Here is a 23261-nt window from a genome sequence, read left to right as displayed (position 1 = left end):
GCGGAGGAAGTAGATGGACAACCTCGAAGCCCGAGTCAAGAAAATCGTCGCCGAGCAACTGGGTGTTGCCGAAGCGGACGTGAAAAATGAATCCTCCTTCGTCGAAGACCTTGGCGCAGATTCCCTGGACAACGTGGAGCTCGTGATGGCCCTCGAAGAGGAATTCGAGTGCGAGATCCCCGACGAGGAAGCGGAGAAGATCACCAACGTGCAGCAGGCGATCGACTACGTGAAGACGCACGTCAAGTAACAGCAAGCGGCGCGGGCCTCGGCCCGCCGCTCCCGGGGCCGCGTCCGCGGCCTCCGCAAATCCCGCGATCCCCTGTCGCGTTCCGGAGTGACCGAATGACCAAGCGTAGAGTCGTCGTGACCGGCCTCGGCGTGGTCTCCCCCGTCGGCATCGGCATCGAGCCGGCCTGGGAGAACCTGCTGAAGGGCGTGAGCGGCGTCGGCCCCATCACGCGTTTCGACGCGTCGGTGCTTCCCACCCGCATCGCCGCGGAAGTGAAGGGCTTCAACGCCGTCGACTGGATGCCGCCCAAGGAGACCAAGCGCTCCGACACGTTCATCCACTTCGGCCTCGCCGCGACCAAGATGGCGCTCGCGGATGCGGGCCTCACCATCGACGAATCGAACGCGGAGCGCGTCGGCGTGAACATGGGCTCGGGCATCGGCGGGCTGCCGATGATCGAGGACAACATCCGCGAGATGATCGCCAAGGGCCCGCGGCGTATCTCGCCGTTCTTCGTGCCCGGCTCGATCATCAACATGGTGGCCGGCATGGTCTCCATCCAGTTCGGCGCCAAGGGCCCGAACCTCTCGATGGTCTCGGCCTGCACCACGAGCTCGCATTGCATCGGCGATGCCGGCCGCGTCATCGAGTACGGCGATGCCGACGTGATGATCGCCGGCGGTGCCGAAGCCACCATCAACATGTCCGGCATGGGCGGCTTCTGCTCCTGCCGCGCGCTCTCCGAGCGCAACGACGACCCCGCGACCGCTTCGCGTCCGTTCGACAAGGACCGTGACGGCTTCGTCCTGGGCGAGGGCGCCGGCGTAATGATCCTCGAGGAATACGAGCACGCGAAGAAGCGCGGTGCGCGCATTTACTGCGAGCTCGCCGGCATGGGCATGAGCGCCGACGCGAACCACATCACCGCGCCCAACATGGATGGTCCCCGCCGCGCCATGCTCGCGGCACTGCGCAACGCCGGCGCCAACGCCGACGAGATCCAATACATGAACGCGCACGGCACCTCCACGCCGCTGGGCGATTCGAACGAGACCGCCGCGATCAAGGCCGCCCTCGGCGACCACGCCTACAAGATCGCGGTGAATTCCACCAAGTCGATGCACGGCCACCTCCTGGGTGCGGCCGGCGGGCTGGAGGCGGTGATCACGGTGCTGGCCATCCACCACCAGAAGTCGCCGCCCACGATGAACATCTTCAACCAGGATCCCGCTTGCGACCTGGACTACGTGGCCAACACGGCGCGCGACATGAAGATCGATTTCGCGCTCTCGAACTCCTTCGGGTTCGGCGGTACGAACGGAACCCTCGCGTTCCGCCGGTTGCGCTAGCGCCGGGCGGGCCGCTCGCATGACGGCCTCCATCCTTGTCGACGGCGTCGCCGCATCCACGGTGACGGTGCTGGACCGCGGCCTCGCCTTCGGCGACGGCATCTTCCGCACGCTCGAGGTTCGCGCGGGCCGGGCGCTCAACTGGGATCGCCATTTCCGCCGCCTCGCGCACGATTGCCAGGCGCTCGACATCCCCGTTCCCGACGAAGCCGTGCTGCGAAGCGAGATCGCGCGCGTTGCGCCGCGTGAAGCGGTGGTTAAGATCACCGTCACGCGCGGCACGTCCGGCCGCGGCTACTCGAAGCCCACGGAGACGGTCGCGCGCCGAATCGTGGCCGCATTCGATCCTCCTGAATACCCGGCCGAGCTGGCACGCGATGGCATTCGCGTCCGGCGCTGCGACCTCGTGCTCTCCGAGCAGCCGCGCCTGGCCGGCGTGAAGACGCTCAATCGCCTGGAAAACGTGCTCGCGCGCTCGGAGTGGTTCGATGCGTCGATCCGCGAAGGCCTGCTGTGCGATCGCGAAGGGCGCCTCGTCGAGGCCACGATGAGCAACGTGTTCCTGGTCGTCGCCGGCGCGCTCGTGACGCCGCTGCTCACGCGCTGCGGCGTGGCCGGTGCGCAGCGCGACCGCGTGCGCGACCTCGCGGCCGCCGGCGGCATCACCTGCGACGTGCGCGATGTCGCCTTCGCCGAGCTGGAAGAAGCCGACGAAGTCTTCCTCGCCAACAGCCTCATCGGCCTGTGGCCGGTCGTGGCACTGGGCGAGAAGAAATGGCCGGTCGGGTCCCTCACGCGCCGCTTCCAGTCAGAGATCGCCGCCGACGATGCGAAAGCTTAAGGTCCTCATCCTGCTGGTCCTGGCCTCGCTGCTCGGCGCGGCCGCGTGGCTCGCGCTGTTCGCCTCGAAGGCCCTCCAGCCGCCGGTGCCGGGCTACGAGTTCCACGTGCGGCCCGGAGCCTCGCTGCGCGGCGTCTCGCGCCGCCTCTCCGACGAAGGCCTCCTGCCCGACGCGAACTCCTTCTGGATCCTCGCTCGCATCCTCGGCAAGGACCGCGCGATGCAGGCCGGCACGTATCGCCTCGACGCTCCGATGACGCCGATCGAGCTGCTGGACAAGCTGAATCGCGGCGACGTGGTCAACGTGGACATCGCGTTCATCGAAGGTACGACCGTGCGCCAATGGCTGGCGGCGCTCGCGCTGCAGCCGCGCCTGAAGCAGACGCTGCCCGGCAAATCGAAGGACGAAGTGCGCGCGGCCGCCGGCCTGCCGGAAGGCTCCCTCGAAGGCTGGCTCTTCCCCGACACGTATCGCTTCGATCCGGGCACGGCGGATGCGGATGTCCTCAAGCGCGCGCACGCCGCGATGAAGAAGCGCCTGGCCGAGGCCTGGCAGGCTCGCGATCCCGACGTGCCGCTCGCCAATCCCTACGAGGCCCTGATCCTCGCCTCGATCGTCGAGAAGGAAACGGGCGCCGCCGCGGAGCGTCCCCTCGTCGCGAGCGTGTTCGTGAACCGCCTGAGGAAAGGGATGCGCCTGCAGACCGATCCCACGGTGATCTACGGCATGGGTGCCACCTTCGACGGCAACATCCGCAAGAAGGACCTCTCCGCCGACACGCCGTGGAATACGTACACGCGCGATGGCCTGCCGCCCACGCCGATCGCGATGCCCGGGGCGGCCTCCCTCGCCGCGGCGACGCGTCCCGCGAAGTCCGACTATCTCTATTTCGTCGGCAAGGGCGACGGCACGCACCAGTTCTCGCGCACCCTCGAGGAGCACAACCGCGCGGTGGCAAAATACCAGCTCGGGAAAGGATGAGGATGCGCGGGCGATTCATCACGCTGGAAGGCATCGACGGTGCGGGCAAGTCCTCGCACGTCCAGTTCATCGCCGACCAGGTGCGGGAGAGGGGCGTGCACGTGATCGACACGCGCGAGCCCGGAGGCACCCGCGTGGGCGAGGATGTGCGCAAGATCGTCTTGCACGAGCCGATGGGCGTGCGCGCCGAGGCCTACCTCATGTTCGGCGCACGATCGGAACACGTGACGAAAGTGATCGAGCCCGCGCTCGCCGCCGGTGAGTGGGTGATCTGCGACCGCTTCATCGACTCCACGTACGCCTACCAGTGCGGTGGCCATGGCCTGCCGCGCGCCACCTTCGATGCCCTCGTGAAGGCCCTCGAGCCGGCCCCGGTGCCCGACGCCACCTTCCTCTTCGACGTGGATCCGGCGCTCGCGGCCGAACGCCAGCAGGGCCAGCAGCGCACGCCCGACCGCTTCGAGCGCGAGAAGACCGACTTCTTCCGCCGCGTGCGCGGCGCCTACCTCGAACGCGCACGCGACGAGCCCGCGCGCATCCGCGTCATCGACGCGTCCGGATCCTTCGAACAGGTTCGCGCCCGCCTCGAGGCCGCGTTGGCCCCGGTCCTCGCATGACACCGTATCCCTGGCATCGCGCCGCGCTGGAGCGCCTGCTCGCCGATCGCACGCGCCTGCCGCACGCGCTCCTGGTGCAGGGCCGCTCGGGCATCGGCAAGAGTGAGTTCGCCAAGGCACTCGCCAACGCCGTGCTGTGCGAATCGCCCAAGGGCGCCTTCGCCTGCGGTACGTGTTCGTCCTGCCATTGGTTCTCGCAGGGCAACCATCCCGACTATCGCGAGGTGATTCCCGAAGCCGCCGAAGAGGATGCGGAAGGCGAGGCCGAGACGGCCAAGGCCGACACCAAGAAGAGCGTGGTCATCAAGATCGACCAGATCCGCGCGCAGGCGGATTTCATCTCGCTCTCCACGCACCGTGCGGGGCTGCGGGTGCTGGTGATCCGTCCGGCCGAGGCGATGCATCCCGGGGCGGCCAACGCATTGCTGAAGACCCTCGAGGAGCCGCCGCCTTCGACGCTCATCGTGCTCGTGAGCGACCAGCCCGCACGCCTGCTGCCGACCATCCGCAGCCGCTGCCGTGCCCTCGTGCTCCCCATGCCGGTCGAGGCCGAGGCGCTGGCCTGGCTGAAGGCCGAAGGCGTGGAAGACCCGCGCACCGCGCTCGCCGTGGCCGGAGGCGCGCCGCTCCTGGCCCGCGACCTCGCCGCCCCCGAGGAGATGCAGCTGCGCCGCAAGGTGCTGGCGGAGCTCTCGCGGGCCTCGGGCGCGGAGCCCCTGACATTCGCCGAGCGCATCGACCGGCCCGCGCTCGACCGCACCGTGTACTGGATGCAAACCTGGGTCCACGACCTCATGCGGGTGCGGGCGGGCGCTTCGGTGCGCCACCACGTGGACCTGGTCCCCGCGGCACAGGCCAAGGCGCGGGCCGCCGACCCCGAGCGCCTCTACGACCTCGAGCGCGAGCTGCGGGCCGCCCGCCGGCTGGCCTCGCACCCCCTGAATGCCCGGCTGCTGGCCGAGCACCTGCTCATGTCCTACAATCGGGCTACATCGGGTACCCGATAGATGAGCACAGCCGACACCGCCACCGCACACCGGCCTGGGGTCTTCTCCCTGGTGATCCGGTCCAAGGCCTCGCTCTACGCGGCCTGGATCCCCTTGCTGAAGGGCGGCGGGCTCTTCCTTCCCAGCAACCGCGACCACCGCCTCGGCGAAGAGGTGATCGTCCTCCTCTCGCTGCTGGACGATCCGTCGCGCATCTCCCTCCAGGGCATCGTCGCCTGGGTGAACCCGGCGCACACGGCCGGGAACCGTCCGCAGGGGATCGGCATCCAACTGCAGGACAGCGAGCAGGCCCGGGACTTCCGCAAGAAAGTCGAAGGACTTCTCGCCGGCGCACTGCAGTCCTCGCGGCCGACGCACACGCTCTGATCGTCGGCCCTCGCGGGCTGCCGGGCGCGTACCGGCAACCGTGAGGAGGTCGCCTTGTTCGGATTCGATCCCGCCAAGCGTCTTGGCCATGTGCAGGCTCCCGTGCGCGTCGTGCTCTGGGACGGCCGCGATTTCGCCCTCTCCGATTCCCCGAGCGCCACGCTGCGCGTGAAGCACCCGGGTGCGGCGCTCGCGCTGCGACGTCCGAGCCTCCTCAGCCTCGCTGAGGCGTACATCGAGGGCGACATCGACTTCGAAGGGGATATCGGCGCCGCCATCCGCACGGCGGAGGCACTGTCCCGTTCGACGGGTGACGGGCTCTTCGGGCGCTCGGGCCCGCGCGCCGCGCTGCACACGCGCCGCGGCGACCGCCAGGCGATCGCGCATCACTACGACGTCTCCAACGAGTTCTACGCGCTCTGGCTCGACTCGCGCATGGTCTATTCATGTGCCTACTTCCACAGCGAGTCCGACACGCTGGCGCAGGCGCAGGTGCAGAAGCTCGACCACATCTGCCACAAGCTGCGGCTGGAGCCCGGCGACCGCTTCCTCGACGTGGGTTGCGGCTGGGGCGCGCTCGTCATGCACGCAGCCCGCGCTTACGGCGTGAACGCGACGGGCATCACGCTCTCCGAGAACCAGTATCGCCTCGCCAACGAGCGCATCCGCGCCGCGGGCCTCCAGGACCAGTGCCGCGTCCTGCTCGAGGACTACCGCGATCACCACGGGACCTACGACCGCGTGGCGAGCGTCGGCATGTTCGAGCACGTGGGCTTGAAGAACCTGCCGACCTATTTCCAATGCGTCCGCCGCCTGCTGCGCGAGGGCGGGGCGTTCCTGAACCACGGCATCACCACCTCGGATACCGGCAACCGCTCGCTGGGCCTGGGCGCCGGCGAGTTCATCGACCGCCACATCTTCCCCCGGGGCGAGCTGCCGCACCTGCACCTCGTCGTGAAGGAGATGAGCGACGCGGACTTCGAGGTCCACGACGTCGAGACCCTGCGGCCGCACTACGCGAAGACGCTCTCGCACTGGAGCGCCAACTTCGAGGCGCGGCTCGCCGAGGCGTCGGCCGCGTCGAGCGAGCGCATCGCCCGCACCTGGCGCCTCTATCTCGCGGGCTGCGCGCATGCGTTCGAGCAGCGCTGGATCTCCATCCACCAGGTGCTTGCCACGAAGGAGACGCAGCCGGGGCGCTCCGAAATGCCGCTCACGCGGGACTGGATGTACCGCTGAGTTTCACGGCTGCGCCGACACGCAGATGCCCACCCTTGGACAGAAGAAAGGCGCCCGGAGGCGCCTTCCGGATAGGACAGGGTTACGCAGATGGCCGCAGATAAAACCTTGGAGGTATCTCAATAGCGTCGAGCGGTGATTCATTTCTCGCGTCTCGCCGCCCTGAGTCACAAACAGGGGGTTATCTGCGGCCATCTGCGTGACCCCGTCTTGTCCTGAAGCCGCCTGTTTGGCGGCTTTCTTCTGTCCCAGGGTGGGCATCTGCGTGTCGGCGCAGCCGTAAACGAAACGAACCCGTAAAATGGGAGCATGTTCGTCGACTCCCATTGCCACCTCGATTTCCCCGAGCTGCGGTCCGACCTCGATGGCGTCCTCGCGCGCATGCGTGAGAACGGCATCACGCACGCACTGACCATCAGCACCACGCTCGAGACCTTCCCCGCGGTTCGCGACGTTGCGCGCTCGCAGCCCAACCTCTGGTGCTCCGCGGGCGTGCATCCCGACGAGCGCGGTGACGGCCGCGAAGCTTCCGTGGAGGAGCTGCTCGCGATGGCCGACGACCCGAAGGTCGTCGCGATCGGCGAGACGGGCCTCGACTACTTCCGCGTCGAGGGCGACCTCGATTGGCAGCGCGAGCGCTTTCGCAGGCACATCCGGGCAGCACGCGCCTGCGCGAAGCCGCTCGTGATCCACACGCGCCAGTCGGCGGCGGACACGGTGCGCATCCTGGACGAGGAGGGCGCGCGGGACGTGGGCGGCGTCATGCATTGCTTCACGGAGACGTGGGACGTGGCGAAGGCGGCCATCGACCTGGGCTTCTACATCTCGTTCTCCGGGATCGTCACGTTCAAGAACGCCAGGGATTTGAAGGAGGTCGCGAAGCAGGTGCCGCTGGACCGCATGCTGGTCGAGACCGACTCGCCGTATCTCGCGCCCGTGCCCCATCGCGGCAAGACCAACGAGCCGTCGTTCGTGCGCCACGTGGCCGAGGAGGTCGCGCGCCTGAAGGAGGTCCCGCTCGAAGCGGTGGCGGAAGCGACCACGAAGAACTTCTTCGCGCTCTTCAGGAACGCCCGGCCCGCGGCGGCGTGACGATGGGGTCGATCGAGCTCGTGCAGTTCCGCGAGGCCACCCCCGAACGCGAGGCCGAGGTCGCGCGCGTGATGGCGGAGTGTCCCGACTACTACCGGGCCGTGCAGGGCCGCCTGGCGGGCCCCGGGGAAGTCAAAGACTTCTTCCACGCGGAGGTCCCCGGCATCCCGCCCGAGGACGTGCGCTCGTACGGCATCTATTCCCAGGGCCGCATGGTCGGCCTCGCAAGCCTGGTCCTCGGGTGGAAGCGCCCCGGCCAGTCGATGATCGGATTCCTCGCGGTCTCGGAGCGCGAGCGGGGCCACGGGTTTGCGCGAGCCGCTTGCTGCGCGCTCGAGGCGACCGCGCGTTCCTCGCCGCACGGCACCTCGATGCGCATCGGCATCGTCGAGACCAACGCGAATGCCTTCGGCTTCTGGCGGCACCTCGGATTCGTCGAGACGGGCGAGCGGAAGACGCTGGAAGAGTTCGCGGGCGACGTGATCCTCCTCGAGAAGCCCCTGCATGGCTGAGTCCATGGTCATCTACTGCCGGGCCGGCTTCGAGCGCGAGGTGGCCCAGGAGATCACGGCGGAGGCGGCGCGCTGCGAGGTCGAGGGCTTCGTCCGCGCGAAGCCCGACAGCGGCTTCGCCGTCTTCCAGGCCCACGAGCCCGCGGCGGCCGAGGCGCTCGCCACCGGGATCGAGTTCTCGTCGCTCATCTTCGCGCGCCAGCTCATCCGCTACGCGACGCTCGTCTCCGACCTTCCGGTGGGCGACCGCATCGGCCCGATCGTCGCCGCCGCCCGTGAACGGGGCACGCGCTTCCAGGGCTTGCACGTCGACATGCCGGACACGAACGACGGCAAGGCGCTTTCCTCGCTGATCAAGCCGCTGATGCCGCACCTCGAGCGCGCCCTCGCGAAGGCCGGCGTGGTGCTGGACGAGCCGCGCTCGCCCGACCGGCTGCACATCTTCTTCGTCGGCGGCACGGCGTGCTATGTGGGCGTCTCCGCGATCGCCAACAGCTCGCCGTGGCCGATGGGTATCCCGCGGCTACGCATGCCGCGCGGCGCGCCGTCGCGCTCCACGCTCAAGCTGGCCGAGGCCCTGATGGTCTTCCTCGGCAACGAGGAGACCGCGAAGCGCATCACGCCCGGCATGACGGCCGTGGACCTGGGCGCCTCGCCCGGCGGCTGGACGTGGCAGCTCGCCCAGCGCCACGTGAAGGTCCTGGCGATCGACAACGGGCCGATGGATCCCGCATTGCTGGAGACCGGCCTGGTGAAGCATTGGCGCGAGGATGCGTTCCACTACCGACCCAAGGATCCGGTCGACTGGATGGTCTGCGACATGGTCGAGAAGCCCTCGCGCATCGCCGACCTTGCCGCGCGCTGGATCCGCGACGGATCGTGCCGCGAGACGATCTTCAACCTGAAGCTGCCGATGAAGAAGCGCTGGGAAGAGGTGCAGCTGTGCCGCGAGCGCATCGATGCCGGCCTGGGCGAGATCCCCGCGCGCCTGCGCATCAAGCAGCTCTACCACGACCGCGAGGAAGTCACGGCGCACCTCGAGACACTTGCCGAGCGCGACAAGGGCCGGTCATGATGGCTGCATGAGCGCCCGCATCGTCATCAGTGAGTTCATGGACACGCCCGCGGTCGAAAGGCTGAAGGGCTCCTTCGAGGTCGACTACCGCCCCGCGCTGGTCGACGATCCCGCGGCCCTCGCCACGGCCGTCGCCAACGCCGATGCGTGGATCGTGCGCAACCGTACGCAGGTGCGCGGCGCGGCCTTGGCCGCCGCCGGAAGGCTTCGCGTCGTGGGCCGGCTCGGTGTGGGCCTGGACAACATCGACGTGGACGCATGCGAGGCTCGGGGCATCACGGTGATCCCCGCCACCGGCGCCAACGCGGATTCCGTCGCGGAGTACGTCATCGCCACGTCGATGATCCTGCTGCGCGGCGCGGGCTACCTCTCCACGGCCGCCGTCGCCTCGGGGCGCTGGCCGCGCCAGATGCTCTCGCAGGGCCGCGACCTCACGGGCAAGGTGCTGGGGCTCATCGGCTTCGGCGGCATCGGCCGGCTCACGGCCCGCAAGATCACGCCGCTGGGCGTTCGCGTCATCGCGCACGATCCCCTGCTGGGCCCGGATGCGCCCGCGTGGAAAGAGCAGCGCGTGGAGCGCCGGACGCTGGAGCAGCTCCTCGCTGAATCCGACGTCGTCTCGCTGCACATCCCGCTCACCCCTTCGACGCGAAACCTCCTCAACGCCGAGCGCCTGGCGCTGATGAAGCGCGGCGCCATCCTCATCAACACGGCACGCGGTGGGGTGGTGGACGAAGGCGCGCTGGCGGCTGCGCTGCAGGAAGGCCGGCTGGGCGCGGCTGCGCTCGATGTCTTCGACGAAGAGCCGCTGCCGGCGGGCAATCCGCTGGCGGGCGCCCCCAACGTGCTGCTCACGCCGCACATCGCCGGGGTGACCATCGAGTCCAACGAGCGCGTGAGCGCGCTCATCGCGGAGCGCGTCGCTGCCGCACTCGGTTAAGGCGAAAGGCGTCCTCCGCAGATAAACACAGATAAACGCGGATAAAGTCAAAAACTTGAAGGGCCAAACCCCTCAAGGTTTTTCATCTGCGTTTATCTGTGTTTATCTGCGGAGGGCGCCTTTCGCCTTAGTGTTTAAACACCTGGAGCAGGTTGTTGTAGGCGTCGGTCCAAAGGCGCCAGCCAGGTTGCGGCGCAACGGGCTCGGTGGAGGCGACGATCTCGGGCCGCAGGATGATCTTCTTCGTGCGTGAGAGCAGCACCCAGTCGCTGGTGGTGTCGCCGTCGTTCGAGCGCTGGTCCACGTAGGCGTACTCCAGGCCCTGCTTCTCCGCGATCGCCAGCAGCACCGGCTTGAGATCCAGGAAGCGGTTCGACACGTGGTAGGCGATCACGCCATCGGGCTTCATGTGGCGCAGGAACGCGGCCACGGCCTCGTCGGTGATGAGGTGGGTCGGGATCGAGTCGCCCGTGAAGGCGTCCACGGCGAGCACGTCGAACTGCTGCGGGGCTTCCCGCTCCAGCTGCAGCCGGGCGTCGCCCAGCACGAACTCGATCTTCGCCTTCGAATCCTTCAGGTACGTGAAGTACGTGTTGGCGATGCGCTCGACCGCGGGATTGATGTCGTAGAAGCGGTAGACGTCGTCCGCATCGCCATAGACGGCGAGCGTGCCGGTGCCCAGGCCGATCACGCCGACCTTGATCGGCAATCCCTCGTGGGCCAGGATCGCCATCCCGATGCCGGAGCCGCCGCGATAGTAGGTCGTCGCCGAGCGGCGGTACTTCTCGTTCAGCCACTGCTCGCCGTGCAGGATCGCCCCGTGCACCAGCGAGCGGTAGCGCGCCTCCTCGTCCTCGAGGCGCGAGGTCGTTTCCTTGACCCGAAGCACGCCGTAGTAATTGCGCTCGATGTGGATCGTGTCCTGCATGAACGTGTGGACGCGATAGACCAGCGCTCCGGTCGTGAACACCGCGACCAGCGCGAACATGGCCACGATGGGCACGGCGCGACCGAGGTTCAGCGCGAGCGCCAGGTGCGCCACGATCACGAGCGCGATCTCCAGCTCGAGGAAGCCCGGCAGCGTCACCGGAGCGACGATGCCCACCAGCACGCCGCCCACGACGCCGCCCAGCGACACCATGAGATAGAAGAGCGTGAGGTGCCGCGGTCCGGGGCGTAGCCGCGCCAGCTCGCCGTGGCAGAACATGCACACGAAGAAGAGGCCCACGGTGAACACGGCGATCTGCCACAGGAGCTCGAATTGCAGGCTCTTGTCGGCGAGGAACCACGCCATCACGCACAGGATCCAGACGAGGAAGCCCAGGTAGGCATCGCGCTTGTACCAGTCGCGTCCCTCGAAGCAGAGGATGAACGTGAGGAGGTAGATCGCGAGCGGCACCACCCACAGCAACGGGATCGACGAGACGTTCTGCGTGAGGTGGTTCGAGACACCGAGGAGCACCACCGAGCCCATGGCCGAGAGGGTGAGCCAGAGCGCGATGCGGCCCGCGGTGGGGCGCGGCTCCTGCATGGCCGGGGCTTCTTCCGTCGGGGTGTGCGCCAGCGGCGCGAGCGAGCGCGCTTTCCAGGTGAGCACCGCGCAGAGCACCACGAAGCCCGCGTAGCCGATGCTCCACACCTTCGACTGGTCCGGATTGTCGAAGCGCGGCTCGATCAGCAGCGGGTAGCCCAGGAGCGCCAGCATCGAGGCGAAGTTGGAGAGGGCGAAGAGCCGGTACGGGCTCGTGCCCGGATACGCCCGGGCGAACCACGCCTGCAGCAGCGGGCTGGTCGAGGACAGCATGAAATAGGGCAGGCCCACGGTCGCGAAGAGGAGCGCCAGGATGCGAACGACCGGGTTCTCCGTGCCGTCGGGCTTCCACATCGCGTCCGGCATCATCGGCATGAAGGCGAGGCTGGCCGCGAGGATCGCGAGGTGAACCCAGTTCTGCTTGGGCTGCGCCACGCGCGTGGTGATCCAGTGCGAGTAGGCGTAACCCAGCAGCAGCACGAACTGGAAGAACACCATGCAGGTGGTCCAGACGACGGCCGTGCCTCCGAACCACGGGAGGATCTGCTTGGCGAGGAGGGGCTGGACCAGGAAGAGCAGGAAGGCGCTCAGGAAAATCGTCGCGGCGTAAAGCGGCATTCGAACTCTTCTTCGGGGAGGGAGACAGCCGGAAATGGCCGGCGAAATCTTAACATCTATACTGCGGCCCTCCATGCTCTCCACCCTGGTCCGCGCCCAGCTCGCCGCCGAGCTCCTCATCGCCATCGCCCTGGGGGCCTGGCTCCACCGGTGCGGCTGGAACCTGGCGGCGGTGGGGGCCTTCCTCGTCGCCGTATCGCTGGGCGTTCGCCTCCTCATCGTGGTCACCTCGAGCCTCGTCGCCCATGCGAATCGCTCGCCGCGCGAGCCCGGGCAGCAGGTCGGTTTCACGGGCGGCGTGCGGGTCGTCCTGGACGAATGGCGAGCGATGCTCGTGGACAACTTCGCCTGGCTGCCCTTCGAGTCGGTGCTGGTGCGGGCCGATCCTCCCTCGGGTGGACCGCATGTTCCCGTCCTCACCGTGCACGGCTATCTCTCCAACCGCGGATTGATGCGTCCGGTGGTCGATGCGATGGATCGCGCGGGCGCCGAGGTCCACACCTTCAACTTCCGCGGCCTCTTCGGATCCATCGAGCCGCTGGTCGACCAGCTCGAGGCCGAGGTCCAGCGCCTCCTGGCCGCTTCGGGCCACCCGCAGGTCGTGCTGGTGTGCCACAGCATGGGCGGGCTGGTGACGCGGGCGTGGCTCGCGCGCCACGGAGCGCAGCGCGTGGCGAGGCTGGTCACGATCGCGAGCCCGCACCACGGGACGGCGATCGCGAAACTGGGCCTGGGCGCCAATGCGAGGCAGATGAGGCAGGGCAGCGATTTCCTCCGCGTACTCGAGGCGGCCGAAGGCGGGCGGGGTCCGGCTTGCCCGACGACCTCGATCTACTCGGTGCACGACAACCTGGTGGCGCCGCAGGAGACCAGCCGTCTCCCGCAGGCGACGAACATCGCGCTGCACGGCTGGGGACACGTGGGGATCGTTGCGGCGCCGCCGCTGCATGCGGCGGTGGTCGCGGCGCTGCGCGAAGCGGGCGCGCTGCCGAAGCCCTAGAGCAGGGCCAGCACTTCCTCGGCGTGGCGGTCGGTGTCGGGCTTGTCCAGGATGTGCGTGATGATCCCGTTCTCGTCGATCAGGAACGTCACGCGATCGGCGAGCCCCGCCGCGGTCTTCAGCTTGTTCACGATGCCGTCGCCGCCCAGCACCCCATAGGCCCGGCCCACGGCGCCGTCGGTGTCGGCGAGCAGCGGGAAGTTGAGCTTGTACTTCCACGAGAACTTCTGGTGCGACACCACGCCCTGGGTCGAGACGCCGAGCACGCCCGCGCCCTTGGCGATCAGCTCCGCGTTCGCGTCGCGCAACGAGCACGCCTGCGCCGTGCAGCCCGGCGTGTCGTCCTTCGGATAGAAGTACAGCACGAGCTTCTTGCCGGCGAAGGTCTTCAGCGAGATCTTGGCGCCCTCGTCGGTGGAGAGCCCCTCGAAGAACGGGGCCTTGTCGCCGGGCTTGAGCGTGAGCGTGTTGGGCATGGGAGTCCTTACCAGTGGATGCCTTGGGTGATCTGCGCGAAGGCGATCTGCTCGGGTGTCAGCTCGACTTCCTTCGCCTCGCCGTCCTTCTTCTTGCCCTGCGCGGCACCCGAGTCCGGGAACATGCGGAACGCGGTGTTGAGGATGATCTGCGTGGCCTTCGGCGCCACGGCGTGCAGGATCTCGCCGAAGATGCCCAGGCGGGTGGCGATGCGCACCGGCTTGTAGACCACCGCTTCCACCACGAGGTCGGCCGCCTGCTCCGGCGAGAGCGTCGGCACGTGGTTGTAGAGCTTGGTCGGCGCGATCATGGGCGTGCGCACCAGCGGCATGTTGATGGTGGTGAAATGTACGTTGTTGTCTATGAATTCGGATGCAGCGCAGTCGGCGAAGGCATCGAGCGCTGCCTTCGACGAGACGTAGGCCGAGAAGCGCGGCGCCCGCGTCAGCACGCCGATCGAGGAGATGTTGATGATGTGGCCGGCGTTCTGCGCCACCATGGACGGCAGGAAGCCCATGATCAGGCGCAGGCTCCCGAAGTAGTTCAGCTGCATCGTCCGCTCGAAGTCGTGGAAGCGGTCGTAGCTGGAGGCGATGCCGCGGCGGATCGAGCGCCCGGCGTTGTTCACCAGGTAGTCGCAGCGCCCGAACTTCTTCAGCACCGTGGCCACGAGCTTGTCGCAGTCCTCCAGGCTGGAGAGGTCGCAGGAGACGAACGTCCCGTCGCCGCCATCGGCCTTGATCTTCGCCATCACCGGCACGGCCTTCTCGGCATCGCGCGCCACGACCACGACGCGGGCTCCGGCCTCCGCGAGCTTGTACGCCGTCGCCTCGCCGATGCCCGAGGTCCCGCCGGTTACGACAACCACTTTGTCCTTCACCTTGCCGGCGAGCGACCGGTCGATGAAGAGGTCCGGGTCGAGGTGGCGCTCCCAGTAATCCCACAGGCGCCAGGCGTAATCCTCGAGGCGCGGCACCTCGATGCCGGAGCCCTTCAGCGCCTTGGCTGCCTCGCGGTTGTCGAACCGCGTCGGATAGTTGATGAACGTGAACATGTCCTTCGGGATGCCGAGATCCGCGAGGAGCTGCTTCTGGATGCGCCGCACGGGAGCGAGCGACATCGCGGCATCCAGCACGAAGGAGGGGATGAAGCTGAACATCTTGGCGTTCAGCCGCATCGTCATCTGCGGGGCGTGCGCGGCCTTGGCGAAGGCGTTCAGGACCTCGCCCACGCGCATGGGCTCGGGGTCGGTGAGATGGAAGCAGCCGCCGTCCAGGCCCTTCTTGTGCGCGATGTGGTCGATCGCGTCGGCGACGAAGTCGACCGGCACGATGTTGATCCGCCCGCCCTCGATGCCGACCGTCGGCACCCACGGGGGCAGGGCGTTCCTCATTTTCTGGATCAGCTTGAAGAAGTAATACGGCCCGTCGATCTTGTCGATCTCGCCGGTCTTCGAATGGCCGACGACGATGCCGGGGCGGTAGATGCGGAAGGGGACCTTCGATTCCCTGCGCACGATCCCCTCGGACTCGTGCTTGGTGTGGAAGTAGGGGTGGTCCTTGTCCTCCGCGTCCTCGAACATGTCCTCGCGGAAGACGCCGTCGTAGAGTCCGGCGGCGGCGATGGAGCTCACGTGGTGGAAGCAGCCGGCGTTCACCGCCTCGGCGAGCTCGACCGCGTTCCTCGTGCCTTCGATGTTCGCCGTCTCCTGGCTCGCGGCGTCGGCGGAGAGGTCGTAGATGGCGGCGAGGTGGAAGAAGTGCTTCACCTTGCCCTTCAGCTTCGCCATGTCGGCCGTGGAGAGGCCCAGCTTCGGCTTGGCGAGGTCACCCACCACCGGGATCACGCGCTCGGCGGCGGTGCCCCAGCGGGCCTTCAGCGCCTCCAGCTTCTTCACCGACCCCTTGCGCACGACCACGTACACCGGTCCTTCGCGCTCGACGAGGTTGTCGATGAGGAAGCGGCCGATGAAACCGGTCCCGCCGGTGACGAGGTATGCCATGGGGGATTTCTCCTGCGGCGTAGGGGTTCGTTTTGCGTCGAATGATACCCCGGAAAACTTTAGAACCCGGGCTCTAGGGACGGTCCCTAAGCTCCTGCCCGTGATGAACCGATCCCCGAAAGGAGCCTCCATGGCCCGCAAGACCCGTACCGTCCGCAAGACCCGCGTCACCCCCGCCACCACGATGCAGAAGGCGCGCGCCTCGGTGCGCAAGACCCTCGCCTCGATCGCCCAGCAAGGCGCCGCTTTCCAGGCCGCCTCGAGCGAGCGCGCGAACGCCGCCCGTGAAGCCGCCGGCAACGCCCGCGACGTCGCCGTCGCCCGCGTCGAGGAAGCCCGTGCGCGCACCGTCGCCGCCGTGAGCAGCCTCGAGAAGGTGTTCGAGCAGCGTGTCTCGCGCGCCATCGCGAAGCTCGGCGTGCCGACCACGAAGGACGTGAAGGCGCTGTCGCGCCAGGTCGCCCAGCTCCAGGCCAAGGTCGATCGCATGTCGCGCTCCCGCGCTCGTGCCTGACTCGTTTTAGCCTGAACCACGGAGGCACGGAGGCACGGAGGCACGGAGGCACGGAGGGCCACGGAGGAAAGCTTGAAGGGTCGGCAGTTTGCAGGCGGCCGCGATTCACCGACGTCGGCATCTTGCAGGACCCGCCATGATTTTCTCCGTGGCCCTCCGTGTCTCCGTGTCTCCGTGCCTCCGTGGTTCAAGGGGTCCATCCAGCGGAGCGTTCGGCCCTTGCCGGCAACCGCCGCGGAGCGTCCGGGTACCATAGCGCCCGATGGCCAAGCCCCGAACGTCGCTCGACGGCAACGCGGTCCGCACGCAACGGACGCGTGAACGGGTGCTCGCGGAGAGCCTGCGGCTCTTCAACGAGCGCGGCGAGCCGCACGTGACGACCGGCATGATCGCCGGCGAGCTGGGGATGAGCCCCGGCAACCTGTACTACCACTTCCGCAACAAGGACGAGATCGTCGAGCACCTGTTCCGGGCGTTCGAGCAGCGCATCGGCATCGGGCCCGCGGACGTGCGCGAGGGGCCGGCGGCGATCGAGGACCTCTGGCTCTACCTCCATCTCATGCTGGAAGCGATCTGGGAGTTCCGCTTCCTCTACCGGAACCTGGACGACCTGCTCGCCCGCAACCGGAAGCTGCGCGAGCACTTCAACCGCATCGTCGACACCAAGCACGAGACCGTGGTGGCCCTCTGCGGGTCGCTGGTGCGCAGCCGTTCGCTTCGCGCCACCCCGGCCGAGATCCACACCGTCGCTCGCAACGTCCTCGTCGTGGCCACCTATTGGCTGAACTTCCAGTCGCTGCGCGGGGCGCGGGTGCGCTCCGTCGAGGGCGACCTGGGCCTCGGCGCCTACCAGGTGATGGCCCTCGTCTCGCCGTACCTCGTGGGCGCCGCGCGCGATCACCTCGAGCAGCTGAGCCGCAACTACCTCGAATAGAACCCAAGGAGCCGACCATGGCCAAGCCGAAGTGGGCAGCGTTTCCGCATCCGACCAAGGAGTTCGCCTTCGCGGGCGACGCCCTGAAGAAGCACTGGGACGCGTTGCACCAGGGCGACGCGGAGCCGTGGCCGAAGGAAGCGGGCGCGCAGGAGGCCTGGCGCCTCTTCCACCAGGGCAAGTTCGCCGACGCCGTCGTGGTGGGGCTCGACGCCGGTGGCGCGGGAATCACCGCGGCAAATAAGGCGCAGGCGATCTACGCCAACGGCGTGGAGCCGAAGGACGCGGCGAAGGTCGCGCTCTTCGAGGAGGCGATGGAGCGCGCCGCGCAGCAGGCCCAGGACGAGCCGAAGAACGCCAACGCCCACTACCTCTACGCCTACGCCGCCGGCCGCTACAGCCAGCGGATCTCGGTGGCGAAGGCGCTCGCGCAGGGCTACGGCGGCAAGATCCGCACCGCCCTCGAGGCGGCGCTCAAGCTCGCGCCCAAGCACGCCGAGGCGCATATCGCGATGGGCGCGTACCACGCCGAGATCATCGACAAGGTGGGCGCGCTGGTCGGCGGCCTCACCTACGGAGCCAAGCGGGAGAAGGGCGATGAGCATTTCCAGAAGGCGCTCAAGCTCGCGCCGGCGTCGCCGATCGCACACATCGAATACGCCAACGGGCTGGTTCTCCTCTACGGCAAGGCGAAGCTCGCCGAGGCGGGAAAGCTCTATGCCAAGGCGGCTGCGATGAAGCCGAGGGACGCCATGGAGAAGCTCGACGTCGAGATGGCGAGGGCCGAGCTGGCGTAAAGCTGTGGCTTCGACGACACGCTCAGAGGGAGAAAACACGGTTTTCAGAGGGAAAACCATTGACAAGTTGTTTTCGCCTCTTGCATCCTCTCGCTTGTCACGCCCAGGGGGCGAGATTGAGTACTTAAGAACTCAACGCATTTTCCAGATTGGAGGAATCACTAATGGCAGCTAAGAAAGCAAAGAAAGCAGCGAAGAAGCCGGCGGCTAAGAAGCCCGCCGCGAAGAAGTCCACGGTGAAAAAAGTCGCCGCCAAGAAGCCGGCGAAGAAGGCCGCTGCGAAGAAGCGCAAGCCGAACGCCGCCTTCATGAAGCCCATGAACACGAGCTCCTCGCTGGCCGCCGTCATCGGCTCGGGCGCCATGCCGCGCACCGAAGTCACCAGCAAGCTGTGGGCCTACATCAAGAAGAACAACCTTCAGGACAAGGCCAACCGTCGCATGATCAACGCCGACGACAAGCTGAAGGAAGTCTTCGGTGGCAAGAAGCAGGTGTCCATGTTCGAGATGACCAAGCTGGTCTCCAAGCACCTGAAGTAAGTCCGGCGCCCCGGGTTTTCCGGGATACCGAAGTGAAACGGGCCGCAAGCGCGGCCCGTTTCTTTTGCTGCCCCGCGAGGGCACTACCCCAGGAATCCCAGGTTGGCCGCCGGGAAGCGGGCCAGGTTCGGGAAGATCGTGTTGACCCCGCCCACGTCCACGCCGAACCAGCGAGCGAGCGTGGCGCCGTACTGGTCCACCGACGTCGTGGGGATCCACAGCCCGCCGCCGCCCGTGTCGTCCGGCCCGCCCTTCACCAGCGTCGGGAACGTGCCGTACATCTTCCCGCCCTGCACGGCGCCGCCCACGACGACGTGGTGGCTGCCCCACGCGTGATCGGACCCCTTGCCGTTGGAGGGGAAGGTGCGGTTGAAGTCCGAGGCGGTGAAGCTCGTCACCAGGTCGGAGCAGTTCAGCTCCACGGTCGCGTTGTAGAGGGCGGTGAGGGCGTTGCTCACCTCGCCCAGCAGCTCCGACTGGCGGCCGATCTGCTCGTCGCCATGCGTATCGAAGCCGCCGATGGAGGCGAAGAACACCTGGCGCTTCAGGCCCAGCGCCGCCCGCACCGACACGAGGCGCGCGATCATCTGCATCTGGTTGCCGAGCCCCGTATTGGGAAACACCGTGGTGAACGGGGGCACGGCGGCCAGCGCCGAGGCCAGCACCTGCTGGTTCTGGATCGCGCGGTGGATGACGTCCTTCCACGCGCCGTCGAACAGGTTGGCGCTCGGCAGCCCCAGCAGGTCCGTGATGCCCTTCGACAGGGCGTCGTTCGACGAGGCGCCCTTGTAGAAGTCGAATCCGAAATGGTTGCCGGGCGAGACCTTGAACGAGGTGAGCGTGGTGCCGACCTCGAAGAGGTTGTTGCCCGACACCGAGATCAGCGTGGAGCTGTTGTTGGTGCCGTTGGCATCCTTCATCAGGTCGCCCACGCGCCCGCCCCATCCGGAGCGCGGAGCGCCGTCGGAGATCGAGCTCTGCCACTGCGCCTGCTGGTCGCTGTGCGAGTAGAGGTCCTGCGGGATCGGCACGCGGCGCGCCTGCAGGTCGGCCCGCGACGTCGGAGCCAGCAGCGGGCCCACGTTGGCCACCACGGCCGCCTTGCCCGCGTTGAACACGCCCTGGAGGCCCGTCATCGAGTTGTGCAGCCCGAAGGTGCGCCCGGGCGTGTTCGACACGTTGAGGGCGCGCAGCGAGTTCAGCGGCAGCGCCAGCGTGGGCGTGCGGCCCGTGGCGTACTGCTGGTACTCGGTCGTCGACGTGGGTATGACCATGTTGTTGGCGTCGTTCCCGCCGAACAGGAAGACGCACACCATCGCCCGGTAGTCCTCGCCCGCGGCCTTGGGGCTCGGCTCCAGGCTCGCGGCCGCAGCGATGCGTTGAAGGTCGCTCCAGGCGCCCAGGCCGCCGACACCGATGCCCGCGGTGCCGAGTTTCTTGAGGAAGTCTCTGCGGTTCGTCATGTTGTCCTCCCTTATTTCTGGATCACGAAGTCGGGCGAGAGCGAGACCAGGATCAGCGCCGCCCTTACCCGGTCGGTGACCGTCGTGTCGTTGGTCTTCATCGCCGGCATGGCGCCCAGCGTGCTCACGATCGTGCTGCGGAGCCCCTCGGACATCATCCCGTTCATGAACAGCAGGCTCAGGCGATCGGCCAGCGCCCCCGGCGTGTTGGCCAGCGCGTTCAGCTCGGCGAGATTCATCGTGAGCTTGGTGTCGCCGCTGCCGTAGGAGCCGTTCTTCACCAGCTTCGAGAAGAAGTTGAGGCCGCCCACCATGCTCGTCTCGGTGGTGATCTGGAACTCCGGCGCGACCAGGTTCGCGGCGGACAGGGGTCCCGGCTGCCGGTAGTTCGGCGAGAAGAAGTTGAAGACGCTCGGGGAGAGGAGCGGGCTCTGGTTCAGCCCCTCGTCGGCGCTGTCCAGGTACCAGATCTTGTTGCGTCCCGACGGGCTCGTGGCGTTCAGGCCGCGCAGGAAGTTCGCGAAGCGGATCACGGGCTCGCGCTGCTTGCCAAACGTCGGGTCGGTCGCGGCCTTGTTCACGTCCCGCGCCTCCGGGTCCATCAGCACCGCGCGCAGCGTCGCGCGCAGGTCGCCGCGGACGCCCGAGCCGTTGTTGTTGAACGCCGCCGCCACGCGCCCGATGTAGGCCGGGCTCGGGTTGGAGGTGACGAAGCGCTGGATCAGCTCGCGCCCGACGAACGGTCCCACGTTCGGGTGGTTGGCGAGCGCGTCCAGGACGGCCTTCATGTCGCCGCGCGCGTTGCCGCCCGCCGGGATCACGATGCCGTTGAAGATCGTCTTCGCGTTGGTGTCGTGCCACATCTCCCACGCCACCATCGGGTCGCGCCAGTTCTCCTTGGCCGGGTTGAAGATCGCGGCGTTGCTGGTGTCGTTGCCCGCGAAGTTCCATCCCGTGAACGCGGCCGCCATCCCGCCGATCACCGTCTGGTCATAGGTGTTGACCGGAAGCCCGCCCTCGATCACGCGGGTGCCGTCGGCGTTCAGCTTGTAGAGGCCGATCGAGAAGAGCTGCATCACCTCGCGCGCGAAGTTCTCGTTCGGGTGCGTGCCCTTCGCCGGGTCGGCCTTCTTGCTGCCGATCATGTTGAGGTAGTAGCCCATGGCCGGATGCAGCGTCACGTCCTCCAGGAGCTGGCGGTAGTTGCCGAAGGCGTTCTTGTTCAGCATGTCCATGTACGAGGCCATCGCGTACGTGTCCAGGTCCGGCGCGATGTTCGAGATCACGAAGATCTCGGAGAGCGCGAAGGCCATGCGGGCGCGAAGCTGGCCGTTGTCGAGGAGCCATTGTTGCCAGATCGCCTCGTAGGCGCGCTCCTCGTCGGGCTTCTCGTTGACCGCCACGCGCAGGTCGACGTAGCCGACATGCGAGCTCCAGCCCAGCGCGAACTGCTGGTTGAGCCAGCCCTCGTAGCCCTGCGACTTGAGGGCGTCGATCTCGGCGATGCTCTTGATGCCGAAGGTCGCCTGCGTGAGGAAGCGGGCCGCGTCCTTCGTGGCCGCGTCGACGACGATCGCCGGCGGGATCACCGTGACGCTGATCGCGCTCGAGGTCTTGGTCGCACCCTTGTCGTCGGTCGCCACCGCCGTGAGGCTGTAGGCGCCCGCGGGAACGGCCGACCAGGTCACCTGCCACGGCGAGGCGAGAGCCTCGCCCACCTTCGTGGCTCCGGCGAGGAATTCCACCTTGGCGACCGTGCCGTCGCTATCCGCCGCCGTGGCGACGATCGTGATGCTGGCGCCCTGCGCGAACTGCGCGTTGGCCACCGGTGCGGTGATCGAGACGGTCGGCGCCTTGTTCGTGCCGCTGCCGCCGCCACCACCGCCTCCGGGGGTGCCTCCCCCGGTGCCGGACTTCACCTCGATCATCTGCGTCGAGGCGAGCGCCGTGCCGCCCTTGTCGTCGCTCACGCGCGCGGAGAAGTAGTACTTGCCCGCGGGCAGGTTCGAGACCGTGAATTCGTACGGCGCGGCCGAGTCGGCGCCGATCATGTTGCAGCCCTGGAAGAAGCTCACTTTCGAGACGGTGCCGTCGGAGTCGGCCGCGGTCGCCTTGAGCGTCACGGTGGCCGGAGCGACGAGCGGGCTTGCGCCGGCCGTGGCCGCGAGCTGGATCGTGGGCTTCTTGTTGGAGGATTCCTTGCCGAAGGCGAGGCGCTTGATCTGCTTGAACTGCTGGAAGCCCTTGAAGTCGCTTTCGAAGAGACCCTGCGTGCCGTTGAAGGTGATCTTCGCCGTTCCGACCGGCGTCACCTGCGTCTGCTTCGCGTCGAAGCCGGCCATGTAGGGCGAGCCGGTCGTCGTGTACATGGTGCCGGTGAAGGTATTGCCGTTGAGCACGCCACCCGGCATCACGACCCACAGCGGCTTGCCGTCCTCGCCGTACGTGTACCAGACCGCGAAGATGTTGTCCCCGTGGTGGCTCACGGAAAGGCCCCAGCCGGACTCCTTGTCGTCCCACCACATGTCGCTGTGGTCGACGCCGAAGTTGGTGGGCGCGATGCCGTAGGCCTGGCGCGTGATGCGCTTGGTCGACGTCATGCCGTCGATCGTGTACGTCGCGGTCGCGTTTTCTTCATCCGCGTCGAAGTCGATCTTCGCCGTGCCCACCTGGCGGGTCGAGACGTTCTGCGAGCGGAAGATCGCTTCGCGGTAGGAGGGACCGCGCGTCGTGTGGATGGAGCCCGTGAAGGTGCGGCCCTCGTTCGAGAACACGCCGTCGGACATCACGACCCAGTACGGCTTGCCCGCGGAGTCGTAGATGTACCAGACGCCGAAGAGCTTGTCGTTGTGGTGCGTGAGCGTGACGCCCCAGCCGGATTCGGCCGAGTTCCACCAGATGTCGGTGTAGTTGGCGGCGCTCGCGAGCGGGCTCGTGAACAATGCGACGAGCAGCGCGAACAGCGCGATGAGTTTGTCGAAACCGGCGAGGCGCCGGCGCGGGGACTGTTGTTGGGCGTTCACGTTATTCTCCCAGAGGGTCGTGGTCGCCGGGCTTACTGCAACTTCGGTGCCACTGCATCAACGTGTTGATGTGCAACGAATTTCCGCAAGCGACACAAACGCCATGTGTCG

General features: G+C 67.5%; 22 protein-coding genes. 17 read left to right on the top strand and 5 right to left on the bottom strand.

What is annotated here, in order from left to right:
- The first annotated feature begins 13 nt into the window (after positions 1–13).
- From acpP to DSM104443_RS11025, 12 genes are all read left to right on the top strand, one after another.
- Positions 14–250, top strand: a complete 237-nt coding sequence (gene acpP / locus DSM104443_RS11080; RefSeq protein WP_171092197.1) for an acyl carrier protein — start codon at positions 14–16, stop codon at positions 248–250.
- A gap of 95 nt (positions 251–345) precedes the next feature.
- Positions 346–1581 carry a beta-ketoacyl-ACP synthase II gene (gene fabF, locus DSM104443_RS11075; RefSeq protein WP_171092195.1) on the top strand — a complete coding sequence of 412 codons (1236 nt, stop codon included), beginning with the start codon at positions 346–348 and terminating at the stop codon, positions 1579–1581.
- 19 nt (positions 1582–1600) lie between these two features.
- A complete protein-coding gene (gene pabC, locus DSM104443_RS11070; RefSeq protein ID WP_171092193.1) occupies positions 1601–2422 on the top strand; it encodes an aminodeoxychorismate lyase in 822 nt (273 codons plus the stop codon).
- Positions 2409–3404, top strand: a complete 996-nt coding sequence (mltG, locus tag DSM104443_RS11065) for an endolytic transglycosylase MltG (RefSeq protein WP_171092191.1) — start codon at positions 2409–2411, stop codon at positions 3402–3404. Before pabC ends, mltG begins: the two co-directional genes overlap by 14 nt.
- A 2-nt stretch (positions 3405–3406) precedes the next feature.
- Entirely contained in the window at positions 3407–4021 is a 615-nt protein-coding gene (gene tmk, locus DSM104443_RS11060; protein ID WP_171092190.1) for a dTMP kinase, read from the top strand.
- The gene (gene holB / locus DSM104443_RS11055; protein ID WP_171092188.1) at positions 4018–5028 is read left to right on the top strand and encodes a DNA polymerase III subunit delta'; all 1011 of its coding nucleotides are present in this window, start codon (positions 4018–4020) and stop codon (positions 5026–5028) included. Before tmk ends, holB begins: the two co-directional genes overlap by 4 nt.
- Positions 5029–5394 (top strand): PilZ domain-containing protein, encoded by a 366-nt coding sequence (locus DSM104443_RS11050; RefSeq protein ID WP_171092186.1) that lies wholly within the window; start codon positions 5029–5031, stop codon positions 5392–5394.
- 54 nt (positions 5395–5448) lie between these two features.
- Positions 5449–6633, top strand: a complete 1185-nt coding sequence (locus DSM104443_RS11045; RefSeq protein WP_212756613.1) for a class I SAM-dependent methyltransferase — start codon at positions 5449–5451, stop codon at positions 6631–6633.
- A 309-nt stretch (positions 6634–6942) separates the two neighbouring features.
- Positions 6943–7725, top strand: coding sequence for a TatD family hydrolase (locus tag DSM104443_RS11040; protein WP_171092184.1), 783 nt, complete (start codon positions 6943–6945; stop codon positions 7723–7725).
- A gap of 2 nt (positions 7726–7727) precedes the next feature.
- Complete coding sequence (locus DSM104443_RS11035) at positions 7728–8237, top strand: GNAT family N-acetyltransferase (RefSeq protein ID WP_171092182.1); 510 nt, start codon at positions 7728–7730, stop codon at positions 8235–8237.
- Positions 8230–9312 carry a 23S rRNA (cytidine(2498)-2'-O)-methyltransferase RlmM gene (rlmM, locus tag DSM104443_RS11030; RefSeq protein ID WP_171092180.1) on the top strand — a complete coding sequence of 361 codons (1083 nt, stop codon included), beginning with the start codon at positions 8230–8232 and terminating at the stop codon, positions 9310–9312. The genes DSM104443_RS11035 and rlmM overlap by 8 nt, the downstream gene beginning before the upstream one ends.
- A gap of 7 nt (positions 9313–9319) precedes the next feature.
- Positions 9320–10252 (top strand): NAD(P)-dependent oxidoreductase, encoded by a 933-nt coding sequence (locus DSM104443_RS11025; protein ID WP_171092177.1) that lies wholly within the window; start codon positions 9320–9322, stop codon positions 10250–10252.
- Between the two features lie 127 nt (positions 10253–10379).
- Here the strand turns inward: DSM104443_RS11025 and DSM104443_RS11020 are convergent, their stop codons facing one another.
- The gene (locus tag DSM104443_RS11020; protein ID WP_212756612.1) at positions 10380–12401 is read right to left on the bottom strand and encodes a spermidine synthase; all 2022 of its coding nucleotides are present in this window, start codon (positions 12399–12401) and stop codon (positions 10380–10382) included.
- A 73-nt stretch (positions 12402–12474) separates the two neighbouring features.
- Between DSM104443_RS11020 and DSM104443_RS11015 the strand changes: the two genes are divergently transcribed.
- Entirely contained in the window at positions 12475–13401 is a 927-nt protein-coding gene (locus DSM104443_RS11015) for an alpha/beta fold hydrolase (protein WP_171092172.1), read from the top strand.
- On the opposite strand, the gene DSM104443_RS11010 is transcribed toward DSM104443_RS11015, so the two are convergent.
- Both DSM104443_RS11010 and DSM104443_RS11005 read right to left on the bottom strand, forming a co-directional pair.
- Positions 13398–13877 carry a peroxiredoxin gene (locus DSM104443_RS11010; protein ID WP_171092170.1) on the bottom strand — a complete coding sequence of 160 codons (480 nt, stop codon included), beginning with the start codon at positions 13875–13877 and terminating at the stop codon, positions 13398–13400. The two genes, DSM104443_RS11015 and DSM104443_RS11010, sit on opposite strands and share 4 nt — an antisense overlap.
- Positions 13878–13885: 8 nt before the next feature.
- Positions 13886–15880, bottom strand: a complete 1995-nt coding sequence (locus DSM104443_RS11005) for an SDR family oxidoreductase (protein ID WP_171092167.1) — start codon at positions 15878–15880, stop codon at positions 13886–13888.
- Positions 15881–16010: 130 nt separating this feature from the next.
- Between DSM104443_RS11005 and DSM104443_RS11000 the strand changes: the two genes are divergently transcribed.
- The 4 genes from DSM104443_RS11000 to DSM104443_RS10985 all read left to right on the top strand — a co-directional run bounded on the left by DSM104443_RS11000 (position 16011) and on the right by DSM104443_RS10985 (position 18664).
- Positions 16011–16394, top strand: a complete 384-nt coding sequence (locus DSM104443_RS11000) for a phasin family protein (protein WP_171092165.1) — start codon at positions 16011–16013, stop codon at positions 16392–16394.
- Between the two features lie 262 nt (positions 16395–16656).
- Entirely contained in the window at positions 16657–17328 is a 672-nt protein-coding gene (locus DSM104443_RS10995) for a TetR/AcrR family transcriptional regulator (RefSeq protein ID WP_171092163.1), read from the top strand.
- 17 nt (positions 17329–17345) lie between these two features.
- Positions 17346–18125, top strand: coding sequence for a tetratricopeptide repeat protein (locus DSM104443_RS10990; RefSeq protein ID WP_171092161.1), 780 nt, complete (start codon positions 17346–17348; stop codon positions 18123–18125).
- Positions 18126–18289: 164 nt separating this feature from the next.
- Positions 18290–18664, top strand: coding sequence for an SWIB/MDM2 domain-containing protein (locus DSM104443_RS10985; protein WP_171092159.1), 375 nt, complete (start codon positions 18290–18292; stop codon positions 18662–18664).
- An 83-nt stretch (positions 18665–18747) separates the two neighbouring features.
- On the opposite strand, the gene DSM104443_RS10980 is transcribed toward DSM104443_RS10985, so the two are convergent.
- Together DSM104443_RS10980 and DSM104443_RS10975 are read right to left on the bottom strand one after the other, a co-directional pair.
- Positions 18748–20127, bottom strand: a complete 1380-nt coding sequence (locus DSM104443_RS10980; protein WP_171092157.1) for a DUF1501 domain-containing protein — start codon at positions 20125–20127, stop codon at positions 18748–18750.
- Positions 20128–20138: 11 nt separating this feature from the next.
- Complete coding sequence (locus DSM104443_RS10975) at positions 20139–23150, bottom strand: DUF1800 family protein (RefSeq protein WP_171092155.1); 3012 nt, start codon at positions 23148–23150, stop codon at positions 20139–20141.
- Between the last annotated feature and the right edge of the window lie 111 nt (positions 23151–23261).

The organism is Usitatibacter rugosus (assembly GCF_013003965.1).
GTDB classification, from domain to species: domain Bacteria; phylum Pseudomonadota; class Gammaproteobacteria; order Burkholderiales; family Usitatibacteraceae; genus Usitatibacter; species Usitatibacter rugosus.
This window is presented reverse-complemented; position numbering and strand designations above follow the sequence as displayed.

Excerpts from the sequence above, each read along its gene's own strand:
- acpP (WP_171092197.1), top strand. The coding sequence starts at position 14 with ATGGACAACCTCGAAGCCCGAGTCAAGAAAATCGTCGCCGAGCAACTG.
- fabF (WP_171092195.1), top strand. The coding sequence starts at position 346 with ATGACCAAGCGTAGAGTCGTCGTGACCGGCCTCGGCGTGGTCTCCCCC.
- pabC (WP_171092193.1), top strand. The coding sequence starts at position 1,601 with ATGACGGCCTCCATCCTTGTCGACGGCGTCGCCGCATCCACGGTGACG.
- mltG (WP_171092191.1), top strand. The coding sequence starts at position 2,409 with ATGCGAAAGCTTAAGGTCCTCATCCTGCTGGTCCTGGCCTCGCTGCTC.
- tmk (WP_171092190.1), top strand. The coding sequence starts at position 3,407 with ATGCGCGGGCGATTCATCACGCTGGAAGGCATCGACGGTGCGGGCAAG.
- holB (WP_171092188.1), top strand. The coding sequence starts at position 4,018 with ATGACACCGTATCCCTGGCATCGCGCCGCGCTGGAGCGCCTGCTCGCC.
- DSM104443_RS11050 (WP_171092186.1), top strand. The coding sequence starts at position 5,029 with ATGAGCACAGCCGACACCGCCACCGCACACCGGCCTGGGGTCTTCTCC.
- DSM104443_RS11040 (WP_171092184.1), top strand. The coding sequence starts at position 6,943 with ATGTTCGTCGACTCCCATTGCCACCTCGATTTCCCCGAGCTGCGGTCC.
- DSM104443_RS11035 (WP_171092182.1), top strand. The coding sequence starts at position 7,728 with ATGGGGTCGATCGAGCTCGTGCAGTTCCGCGAGGCCACCCCCGAACGC.
- rlmM (WP_171092180.1), top strand. The coding sequence starts at position 8,230 with ATGGCTGAGTCCATGGTCATCTACTGCCGGGCCGGCTTCGAGCGCGAG.
- DSM104443_RS11025 (WP_171092177.1), top strand. The coding sequence starts at position 9,320 with ATGAGCGCCCGCATCGTCATCAGTGAGTTCATGGACACGCCCGCGGTC.
- DSM104443_RS11020 (WP_212756612.1), bottom strand. The coding sequence starts at position 12,401 with ATGCCGCTTTACGCCGCGACGATTTTCCTGAGCGCCTTCCTGCTCTTC.
- DSM104443_RS11015 (WP_171092172.1), top strand. The coding sequence starts at position 12,475 with ATGCTCTCCACCCTGGTCCGCGCCCAGCTCGCCGCCGAGCTCCTCATC.
- DSM104443_RS11010 (WP_171092170.1), bottom strand. The coding sequence starts at position 13,877 with ATGCCCAACACGCTCACGCTCAAGCCCGGCGACAAGGCCCCGTTCTTC.
- DSM104443_RS11005 (WP_171092167.1), bottom strand. The coding sequence starts at position 15,880 with ATGGCATACCTCGTCACCGGCGGGACCGGTTTCATCGGCCGCTTCCTC.
- DSM104443_RS11000 (WP_171092165.1), top strand. The coding sequence starts at position 16,011 with ATGGCCCGCAAGACCCGTACCGTCCGCAAGACCCGCGTCACCCCCGCC.
- DSM104443_RS10995 (WP_171092163.1), top strand. The coding sequence starts at position 16,657 with ATGGCCAAGCCCCGAACGTCGCTCGACGGCAACGCGGTCCGCACGCAA.
- DSM104443_RS10990 (WP_171092161.1), top strand. The coding sequence starts at position 17,346 with ATGGCCAAGCCGAAGTGGGCAGCGTTTCCGCATCCGACCAAGGAGTTC.
- DSM104443_RS10985 (WP_171092159.1), top strand. The coding sequence starts at position 18,290 with ATGGCAGCTAAGAAAGCAAAGAAAGCAGCGAAGAAGCCGGCGGCTAAG.
- DSM104443_RS10980 (WP_171092157.1), bottom strand. The coding sequence starts at position 20,127 with ATGACGAACCGCAGAGACTTCCTCAAGAAACTCGGCACCGCGGGCATC.